Genomic DNA, 10,415 nt, shown 5'->3' with positions numbered 1-10,415 from the left:
ATCCATAATTGCCGCTTGGCCATATAACTCAAATGCCTCTGCAATTTTTTGTTTCGCTTCTGCTTCCGCTAAACCTTTTAATCTGATAACATCGGCTTCTGCTGTACCTTGTGCTTTTTGTACTTCCGCTTTCGCTTGACCTTGCGCTTTCTCAATTTCCGCCTTCGCTAAACCTTCTACACGTACTTCTTCTGCACGTGCTCTCGCTTCTGCTTCAATCTTATATTGATCCGCATCTGCCTTTTTAATTTGTTTTACTTTTTCTGCTTCCGCTGATTGCTCAACAGCATAGCGATCTGCATCTGCTTTTTTCTTTACTTCTGCATCGTATTGCTTTTCACGACGCGCAATCTCTTTTTCTTCTAACTCAATTTGTTTCTCACGCTCAATGATTTTAACGCGCATTTGCTCTTCTGTAACACCTTGTTGCGCTTTCGCTTGTTGTAATTCGTAAGAAAGATCGGCGTCTGCACGAGCTTGTTCTTGCTCTCTCTTATAAGATTGTACTTTTAATTCTTTATGTTTTTCAGCTTCAGCGATTTGTGCATCACGTTGGTATTCAGCTTCTTTCGCTTCCTTCTCAGCACGAGCTTTTTCAATACGAGCTTCTTTTTCACGCTCTGCGTTTGCAATTGTTGCATCACGCTTAACCGTCGCAATTTGCGGCTGACCAAGTGCATCTAAGTAACCGTTCTTATCCATGATTTCTTTAATGGTAAAGGAAACGATGCGAAGACCCATTTTCTTTAAATCTGTAGACGCTACTTCATGCACCTTTTGAGCAAATTGCTCTCTATTACTATACGCATCTTCTACTGTCATAGAGGATAAAATCGCACGTAAATGACCTTCTAAAACCTCTTTTGCTTCTACTTTTAACTCTTCTGTTTCTTTTCCTAAATATTGCTCAGCTGCTGTCGATACTTCTTCAATTGTAGAACCTACTTTAATAATAGAAACACCATTTACTGTAACTGGAACACCTTGCTTCGTATACGTATCGCGTGTACCCACTTCTAACTTGTAATTTAGTAAGCTTAAAGGTTCTGCTCTTTGCATAATTGGAACTACGAATGTACCGCCACCGCGAATAATCTTAATCTTCTTTCCATCATCAGTGGTAACTACATTTTTCCCACCACCAAGCCAATTCCCTGTAACAATTAACGCTTCATCTGGTCCAACTGTTCGATACTTCGTAATGAATACTAAAATGAGTAAAATTAAAATTGCGAGTAAAACTCCACCAATAATTAATGGAATCGTCATGGAAATTCCCCCTTATAATTTTGGTTTTTTTAAAGAATAAGCGATGTTTTGTACAAGCAAAACACCATCTTGGACTCCCTCAATAATAACTTCAGTTCCTTGTGAAATATCTTTTTTCCCAATTGTTTTAGCTGGAATTGCATTACTTCCAAATTGGGAGGAGATTAATACTTCACCAAATCCTTCTGTAGGAATTGTCGTAATGACTTCTCCCTTGCAACCAATGAATTCATCCATACGTTGCACAGTATTTTGTTCTGCTTCTGCAATCGGTTTTAAAATTAATATTTTCATTATGAATACACCAATAAAAGATATAGCAAATGCAGCCACGAAAATAAGAAGACTATTAAAGGAAAATAAATATTCTCCTATATAACTAAGTCCACATAGCATGGCGAAAAAACTAAGTAATAAAGTAACAACGGATACCGATCCGCCTCCAAAACTAAATATGGATTCAAATATATCCCCAAAAAAGATATAAATCACAGTGAGTATAGTAGCAATAATAAATCCGTATAAATAAATTGTCTCAAGTGGATAACCAAACAAAACCATTTCTTATCCCCCTCTCTTAAACAATCCCTTTTTTGTTATGTGTATGCCCCACCTCTTTCAAAGATTATCGTTCTTAATTTTCAGTTATTTACCCTTTAAAGAAAAGCCTGTAAGACAGGCCCCCTAAAAAAGAACAGGAGAAGCCTATTGTGACAGGCTCCTCCTAGTAAATAACCGATATATTATATATCTATATAATATACTATTTTCCACAAAAAGTAAAGTTAAACATACATTGGAAAAGCACTTATTTTACTGATAATTCGTAAGTTCCATCGCCATTATCATATTTATATACATACAAGTAGTACTTACCTGGTTTTGCATTAAAATTTGCCTCTATATGATTTCCATTTGCTTGACCGTAAGCAGCATAATTTTGCATATCTGATTCATGGTGAAGTACCCATGTCATCCCGATTCCATACTCATTTAAAACGGAAATATCAATATTTTTCGCTGATGCTACATTAAATGTATAAACATCCGTGTGATCTCCGCCGATAAGGCTACCTTTTATAGTAGTGTTTAGTCCAATACGATTTGCTTCCTCTGGGCGATTATTTGGTTCTGATTCTGTTAAGCTTCCATCTTTAACCGTAACCGTTGTTTCGCTTTTGCTCTCTTTTCCTTTATCATCTTTTACTATTAACGCTACTTTATATGAACCTTCTCTTTCATATACATGTACCGGATTTACTTCTGCACTTGTGCTTCCGTCTCCAAAGTCCCATAAATAAGAAACAATTTTTCCATCTTCACCTTTTGAGCCGTCACTTTTAAATTGAATACCTTCTTTTACAAGTCCATTATAAGGGCCATTTATATGAACCGTTGGAGCTTTATTTTCTCCGTCATCTTTTGCGATACCGTGGAAGACTACATCATATTCAAATTCATTTGAGCTATTTACACGGTAATTGACGAAATATGCTGTAACAGTTTTGTAGCCACTCCATTCTTTTTGCCCAAGTTGTTCCAAAGCTTCATTTACTTTCTTACTCATTGCGTTCCAATCTTCTGACTCACCTTTTGTTACACTACCTGTATACGTACCTTCTAATGTAAATGTATTAAAGAATTGGGAGCTATGTTTTGTCATTTTTGCATCTTTCATCGGCAACGTTTCACTAATTTCTTTCTCTACTGCTGTTAATGATTTTGGGGCATGTTCAGCTAAATAATCATCTGCTACTTCCGGTACATTATATTTATCTTGATTATCGATTAGCTGCTGCATATACTCTTGATACTCTTCATTTAGTTTAAGGTCTTTACTTAAATTCTCACGATAGGCATCATAATTTTTCACGTCATTTGCACGAATTAAATCTTGAATTTTATCAAACGTTTCAAATTGATGTGTATATAAGTAAGATTGCAATGCGAACGAGTAATTATAGAAATCCCAAGAACCATATTTAGCAAATAGTGTGCGCTCTGCAGTATAACGGCTTGCAGGATCAGATGATAATCCACTAATGATGCTCTTTCTCGGTACTACATTATTTGTACGAGTAGCCCCTGCGAAAAACTCTGCGTTTCCTTCTTGGAACCAAGTTAACCTTTCATTTTGATACATATCTCCTCTTCCGAATAAACCTGGCACTTCATATCTCCCTTGAAGATAATGAGTAAACTCATGGCGGAATAACTCTTCTAAACTATAAATACTTTGTTCTGGCGTGCGTTCATATGTAAAGAATGTTCCTGTTTCTTCAATATAAATTCCACCGTTGTTCGTTTCATATCCATACAGTTGTCTATTTAACTGGTACTCTTCTGGGCTGTTATAAATTACTATCGTTAATATATCATCTGCATTTCCCGGCTCTAACGCTTTATCATTCCCAATTACACGATGATACTGCGCCTTTACTTCCTTTGCAGCCCAGTACAGTCTCTTAATTTTTTCTTCCGATACTTTATCTCCTGTTTTAAATACGATAGATCCATCATCAAATGTATACGTTTTTGGTAAGTACTGTTCTTTTCCTTCTTTACGTATTTTCTCTAAATCTACTGTATTCCCGCTATAATCTTTTCCGTTATAATTTGTTGTAATTTGTTCTACTGCGACAAAATACGGTTCACTTAAACGTGGATACATATGCATTGCCTGTGTCACAACTTCTAATCCTTTATTTGGATTACTGTGAAACTTCCCTAAACGACTAGCAAAGTAAATGCCATTATTAACGAGCCACTTATTTTCTTGTGTTACTTCATTTAGAAGAGCGATACGATTTATTTCATTAATAAACCCATCTACTTTCCCGTACCACATCGTTTCATTTGCTTCTTTACGAGCTTCAATTAAGTAAGACTGTATATCATAGTCAATCCCTTGCATTATATCGTATACAGCTTGTCCTTTCATACGATCGTCTACATACGTATGAAGATTATCATTATATTGTTTTAAAATATTAGCTGCGTATTGAACCGTTTCAACATCGCTTGACGCATTACTAATCAATTTACCGTATGCAGATACGACTGTATCTTGTTCAGCTGTACCAAGCTCAAAGTTTGGATTTTTTGCGATTGCTTTTAAAGCAGGTAAACATTTGTCCTGGAAGCTTCTTTCATTTAATTCACTTAATTCGTTATTATAAAATGCCAAATAAAAAGCTGAACGTAACACTTCCGTAAATGTTTGAATTCCTTTTGAATCATCTTTCGTAAATGTACTACCCCGATGAGCTAATTCATCTATAACGACTTGCATTTTCCCTTTATCTTTATAAAAAGCTTTTGCATCTTCATTAAACTGGAATAAGTCTGTAATTTGATGCCACTTAATACTGCCTAACGTTTCAACTAATTCTTGATTATTCATTTTGTTTAAATCAGCCATTGAATAGCTTTCTTTAACTTGCTTTACTGCCGCTTTGTTCGGAATAGATGCTGGTCGCTGTGAAAAGTCTCCTACTTTTAACCGTTCTTCAAACGATAATGTTTCCTCCGCTTTAGAAACGTGTCCAATCTCATCTACTGGTTTTTCAATTCCAACTGGTTTCGAATGCAATACATTATATGGCACCTTTTCTTCTGCTGATGCATGAGTTTGAATTGCCCCCAGCGATAGAGCCATTGTACTAATACTAAGCATTACTTTATTAATTTTTGATTTCTTGTTCATATCCTTGCCCCCTATTCAAATATTCCATTCACGAATTTAACATAAAATCTAGATACAACAATATAAAATGCAATATTTCATATTATTTCTTCTTACATTTTGTACATATCGTGAACAAATTCCCTTTTTTTCTCCCGAAAGTAATCCGAATCCTTTCACGTAATAAAAAGAGAATTTTTTGACAATTATTTCTTTAATTGTTATGATTAATATAATTGTTAACTTTATTAAACAAGGGTGGGATTCTATGATAAAAAAAGAAAACAGTGTATTTTATATCTCCATCTTGCTAACAACATTATTCATCATATGGGGAATTACCCCGGCAAGTTGGATACAAGGCTATGATTTACAAAGCGTTACATCTTCCTTAAATTCATTTATCCTTAATAAATTTGGATGGTTTTACTCTCTACTTATGACCACAATGATTATTTTAGCCGCTTATTTAGCATTTTCTAAGTACGGTTCTATTCGTCTTGGTAAAGATGGTGAAAAACCAAAGTATAGTTATCCATCTTGGCTATCCATGTTATTTGGGGCAGGAATGGGAATTGGACTCCTCTTTTATGGAATCGCTGAACCGATTTCACATTTTACAGATCCACTAACAGGAAAAGCAGGTACAGAGGAAAGCGCCAAGCTCGCTATGCAATATTCATTTTTCCACTGGGGTCTCTTTCCATGGTCACTATACGCAATGGTTGCTTTAACAATTGCATATTTCACATTCCGCAAACAAAAAGGTAGCACAATTGGGGCTACAGTTACTCCATTATTTAATCGATCGAAAAATTCTCCTATCGGAAAAACAGTTGATATTTTAGCTGTTTTAGCCACTGTATTCGGTATTGTGCCATCTGTTGGGATTGGTGCTCAACAAATCGCCGGAGGATTAAGCTATTTATTCCCTTCTATTCATAACACTTTACTTACACAGCTCATACTTATCGCCATCTTCGCTGTTTTATATTTAACAAGTGCACAAACAGGCTTAGATCGTGGGATTAAATATTTGAGTAACTTAAATTTCTCTCTTGCAGGTATATTACTCGTCTCCTTTTTACTTTTAGGACCAACTGTATTTATTATGAAATATTTCACATCTACACTCGGTTCTTATATTGGAGCTTTACCTAGTATGGGATTAAATTTAGGAGCATTTAATGAAAAATCTTCTTCTTGGATAGAAAACTGGACTATTTTCTATTGGGGATGGTGGATCTCTTGGTCTCCATTCGTCGGTACATTCATCGCCCGTATTTCTAAAGGACGCACAATAAAAGAGTTTATTTTTGGAGTTGTATTAGTCCCAACTCTTATCTGCACATTTTGGTTTGCAGTATTTGGCGGTACCGCTATCCATATGGAAATGTTCCAATCGCTTGGCATAGCTGATGAAATCGCGAAAAATGGTACAGAGATTGGATTATTTGCTGTTATTTCACATCTACCGTTCTCTACATTTTTAACAATTATCGGGTTAATTTTAGTAGCCACATTTTTCGTTACTTCTGCTGACTCGGCAACATTTGTCGTTTCTATGCAAACGAGTAACGGAAGCTTATCACCAAAAAATAGTTTAAAACTTATATGGGGATTAACAATCGCGATCATCGCAGCTATTTTATTACAAGTTGGAGGGTTAAATGCACTGCAAATTGCAGCGATCATCGCAGCACTACCATTTTCTATCGTAGTCGTCCTTATGGTTACTTCACTCTTTAAAGAGCTACGAAAAGAAGACGTTAATTTGCAAACGAAAGAAGTTCCGAAAAAAATAAAAAAGGTTATGTAACGATTGGCACCTCTTCTTTTAGAAGAGGTGTTTTCTACATTCATTTCATTTATTTTTCCAAAACAAATAAAACCTACTTGTTTTATAGGAATTATATGTTATTATAAAGGAAATAAATTGAATCTTTTTACATTTATTTACTAACTATTAATCTTTTTTTCTTGATATCTAAATGAAGGGAGGTTGTCCATGTGGAGATAGACATTGATTTTATGAAGGAGCAAATTCCACTATTTGTAGATAGTGCACTATTAACTTTAAAAATCGCATGCTTCGCCATTATCATTTCATTATTTATTGCGAGTATAAATGGTTTAATTCTGTTCTTTCGAATTCGTATTATACATAAAGTTGTTCGCGCTTATGTGGAAGTAGCCCGAAATACACCTTTACTCATTCAATTATTTTTCTTATATTTCGGTTTACCATCATTAGGCATTAAATTATCTAATTTTTCAATCGCATTACTTGCAATGTGTTTTTTAGGTGGTGGATATATGACAGAGGTCATTCGATCTGGTCTTGATTCAATATCCAAAAGCCAAGTGGAATCAGGATATGCCATTGGATTAAATAAATGGCAACTATTTAGATTTGTAGTTTTACCACAAGCTGCAACTATTTCTGCACCAGCCTTATTTGCAAATTTTATCTTTCTATTAAAAGAAACATCTATCGTTTCTGCGATCGCTATTCCTGAATTGTTGTATACAACAACGAATTTGATTTCAATTTATTACAAAACATCTGAGATGCTCATTATGTTAACAGCTTCCTATATCTTTCTTTTTGTACCACTATCATTTCTACTATCTTGGTTAGAAAGGAGAAATCGTTATGGGCAATTCGGGCATTAATCTACTAATAGAATCGCTTCCGCAATTGCTAAAGGGATTAGAACAAACATTATTAATTGCATGTTTTACAATCATCATTAGTACAATTGGCGGCATTCTATTTGGAATCATTCGTACATCAAAGATTACTATTTTGAGGTTCATTTCAAGAACTTATATTGAATTATTTCGTTCTATCCCAATCCTTGTTTGGTTATTTCTTTTCTTTTTCGGTCTTCCAATCGCTCTAGGGATAGATGTTTCTAGTACAGTAGCTGCTATTACAGCTCTATCATTATGGGGAATTACAGAAATAGGCGAAATTGTAAGAGGTGCACTTCAGTCCTTGCCAAAGGGACAAGTAGAAGCTGGCAAATCTATCGGAATGAATAAGAAACAATTATATCAATATGTACTCATTCCTCAAGCAATACGGCGAATGATTCCCGCTACAATAAACATCTTCATTCGTATTATTCAAACGACATCTTTAACTGTTTTAATTGGTGTAACTGAAGTTATAAAGGCTGGACAACAAATTGTAGAACGAACAGGGGAAGCATTTCTCATATACGGTTGCTTATTTATTTTTTATTTCTTACTTTGCTATCCATTATCTATTTGGTCAAGAAAACTAGAAACAAGATGGATATAGACAATTCAATCATTTGAGAGGAGAAGAAATATGACTGCACCATTGTTGCAATTACAAAACATCTATAAGTCATACGGTGATAACCCTGTTTTAAGAGACGTAAGCTTACAAGTATCTTCCGGAGAAGTCATTGTTATTTTAGGACCAAGTGGCTGCGGAAAAAGTACATTATTGAGATGCTTAAATGGTCTTGAGGATATCCAAAGTGGGAAAATGCTTTTTCATAACGCCCCCCTTCCAAAAAACGATGGGAACTGGCAAAAACTTCGTCAAAAAATCGGAATGGTCTTTCAAAGTTATCATTTATTTCCTCACATGACTGTTCTAGAAAATATTTTACTCGGTCCTCTAAAAGTACAAAAACGAAATAAAAATGAAGCATTGAAGCAAGCAGAACAATTATTACGAAAAGTAGGTTTACTAGAGAAAAAAGATGCCTATCCAAGAGAGTTATCTGGCGGGCAACAACAGCGTATTGCAATTGTTCGCACTCTCTGTATGAATCCTGAAGTAATTTTATTTGATGAAGTAACAGCTGCATTAGATCCTGAAATGGTCAAAGAAGTATTAGAAGTCATTATGAGCTTAGCTAAACAAGGTATGACAATGTTAATTGTCACTCATGAAATGGGATTTGCAAAAGCTGTTGCTGATCGAATTATTTTCATGGATGAAGGAGAAATTTGTGAAACAGGAGATCCAACTACTTTTTTCACATCCCCACAAACAGAACGTGCACAACATTTCTTAAATCAATTTTTCTATATTGAAACGGTGAAAGGGAGAGATATTATATGAAAAAGTTTTTAACATTTATTATTATCGGACTGCTTTCTATTTTAGTCGTTGCATGTGGTTCAAATGAAAAGAAAACAGAAAAGACCTCGGCAAAACCAAGTGGAAAAATTGAAGAAATAAAAGAGCGCGGTGAACTAGTAGTTGCTGTTTTTACAGATAAACCACCGTTCGGTTACGTTGACAAAGATGGGAAAAATGTTGGATTTGAAATTGATATGGCAAAACGGTTTGCGAAAGACTTATTAGGTGATGAATCAAAAGTAAAATTTGTTCCCGTTGAAGCAGCAAGCCGCATTCCATATTTACAATCTGATAAAGTAGATTTCGTGTTAGCAAATATGACCGCAACAGATGAGCGAAAAAAGGTAGTTGATTTTACAAATCCACATTTAAAAGTAGCTGTGCAAGTGCTTGTTAAAGATGGTAGTCCTATTCAATCAGTAAAAGATTTAGAAGGGAAAAAAGTAATTGTAACAAAGGGTACAACTGCAGATATTTATTTAACAAAGAATATGAAAAACGTAGAGTTAATTAAATTTGATAAAAATACAGGAGCTTTACAAGCACTAAAAGATGGCCGTGCTGATGCATATGCTCAAGATAATCTTGTCCTTCTATCTTGGGCAAATAAAAATCCTGGATTCCACTTATTAAAAGACAAATTAGGTGGAGATGACTTAATTGCTATAGCAGTGAAGAAAGGCAATAAAGAAGTACATGATTGGGTAAATAAAGAACTTGAAAAACTAGGAAAAGAAAACTTCCTACATACATTATATGACAAACATCTAAAAGAAGAATTCGGTCCTCAAATTAGTCCTGAATCTGTTATTACTGAGGGCGGCAAAGTAAATTAAATAAAACCCATTCGTATGAATTATAATCTTCATACGAATGGGTTTTTACTCTATTATATAGTGTTGTAAATATCAGCCCTCACCAATCGGACTTTAATGGGCAGCCCGCCCCCCACCTACCTTTTTTACTTTCGCTGAATTTTGAGATGGGGGTCTTACTGCCCATTAAAGCGGGATAAAAAAGACACTATCATAAGCAAGTTTCAAATTGAAATCGCCATGATAATGTCTTCTTAAAAATTCATGAAATCTTATTGTTTAATACACAAAACAATATATTATTTACTTCTTAAATAATTTTTTTCTAAATACAAACATACTAAGTGCAGATAAAACGAATGCTAGTCCAGAAAGTAAAGATACATTGCTCTCTTGCCCACCCGTTGCAGCTAAAGTGTTTTTACTCTCTTCTTTTTTATTATCCACTTGTTTATTGGATTCATTTTCCTTTGCTAGCTTGTTGCCTTCTTTTCGTCGCTCTTCTACTACTGGTTTA

Annotated in this window: 9 protein-coding genes; 5 read left to right on the top strand and 4 right to left on the bottom strand. The window is 34.8% G+C overall.

The genetic code is table 11. From position 1 onward, the window contains the following. From MR083_RS25010 to colA, 3 genes are all read right to left on the bottom strand, one after another. Window positions 1–1,269, bottom strand: a 1,269-nt coding sequence (locus MR083_RS25010; protein WP_242270004.1) for a flotillin family protein, incomplete at its 3' end; no start/stop codon positions are given. A gap of 12 nt (window positions 1,270–1,281) precedes the next feature. Continuing rightward, complete coding sequence (locus tag MR083_RS25005; RefSeq protein WP_000242449.1) at window positions 1,282–1,830, bottom strand: NfeD family protein; 549 nt, start codon at window positions 1,828–1,830, stop codon at window positions 1,282–1,284. Between the two features lie 247 nt (window positions 1,831–2,077). Further along, on the bottom strand, window positions 2,078–4,975 hold the full coding sequence (colA, locus tag MR083_RS25000) for a collagenase ColA (protein ID WP_242270003.1): 2,898 nt from the start codon (window positions 4,973–4,975) through the stop codon (window positions 2,078–2,080). Window positions 4,976–5,222: 247 nt separating this feature from the next. Between colA and opuD the strand changes: the two genes are divergently transcribed. From opuD to MR083_RS24975, 5 genes are all read left to right on the top strand, one after another. After that, complete coding sequence (gene opuD / locus MR083_RS24995; protein WP_011039981.1) at window positions 5,223–6,773, top strand: glycine betaine transporter OpuD; 1,551 nt, start codon at window positions 5,223–5,225, stop codon at window positions 6,771–6,773. A 191-nt stretch (window positions 6,774–6,964) separates the two neighbouring features. Next, entirely contained in the window at window positions 6,965–7,630 is a 666-nt protein-coding gene (locus tag MR083_RS24990) for an amino acid ABC transporter permease (protein ID WP_046646254.1), read from the top strand. Then, on the top strand, window positions 7,611–8,264 hold the full coding sequence (locus tag MR083_RS24985; protein WP_048558085.1) for an amino acid ABC transporter permease: 654 nt from the start codon (window positions 7,611–7,613) through the stop codon (window positions 8,262–8,264). The genes MR083_RS24990 and MR083_RS24985 overlap by 20 nt, the downstream gene beginning before the upstream one ends. Window positions 8,265–8,294: 30 nt before the next feature. Further along, a complete protein-coding gene (locus MR083_RS24980) occupies window positions 8,295–9,062 on the top strand; it encodes an amino acid ABC transporter ATP-binding protein (protein WP_048558086.1) in 768 nt (255 codons plus the stop codon). Beyond that, window positions 9,059–9,919, top strand: coding sequence for a transporter substrate-binding domain-containing protein (locus tag MR083_RS24975; RefSeq protein WP_242270002.1), 861 nt, complete (start codon window positions 9,059–9,061; stop codon window positions 9,917–9,919). The genes MR083_RS24980 and MR083_RS24975 overlap by 4 nt, the downstream gene beginning before the upstream one ends. A 282-nt stretch (window positions 9,920–10,201) precedes the next feature. Here MR083_RS24975 and MR083_RS24970 read toward each other — a convergent pair. Further along, window positions 10,202–10,415 (bottom strand): LPXTG cell wall anchor domain-containing protein (locus MR083_RS24970; protein ID WP_242270001.1); only part of this gene is annotated, 214 nt, incomplete at its 5' end.

The sequence above is a fragment of the Bacillus cereus group sp. BfR-BA-01408 genome, from assembly GCF_022663305.1.
In the GTDB taxonomy this organism is placed as follows: domain Bacteria; phylum Bacillota; class Bacilli; order Bacillales; family Bacillaceae_G; genus Bacillus_A; species Bacillus_A pacificus.
The sequence above is the reverse complement of the archived record's forward strand: the minus strand, read 5'-3'. Positions and strand labels throughout refer to the sequence as shown.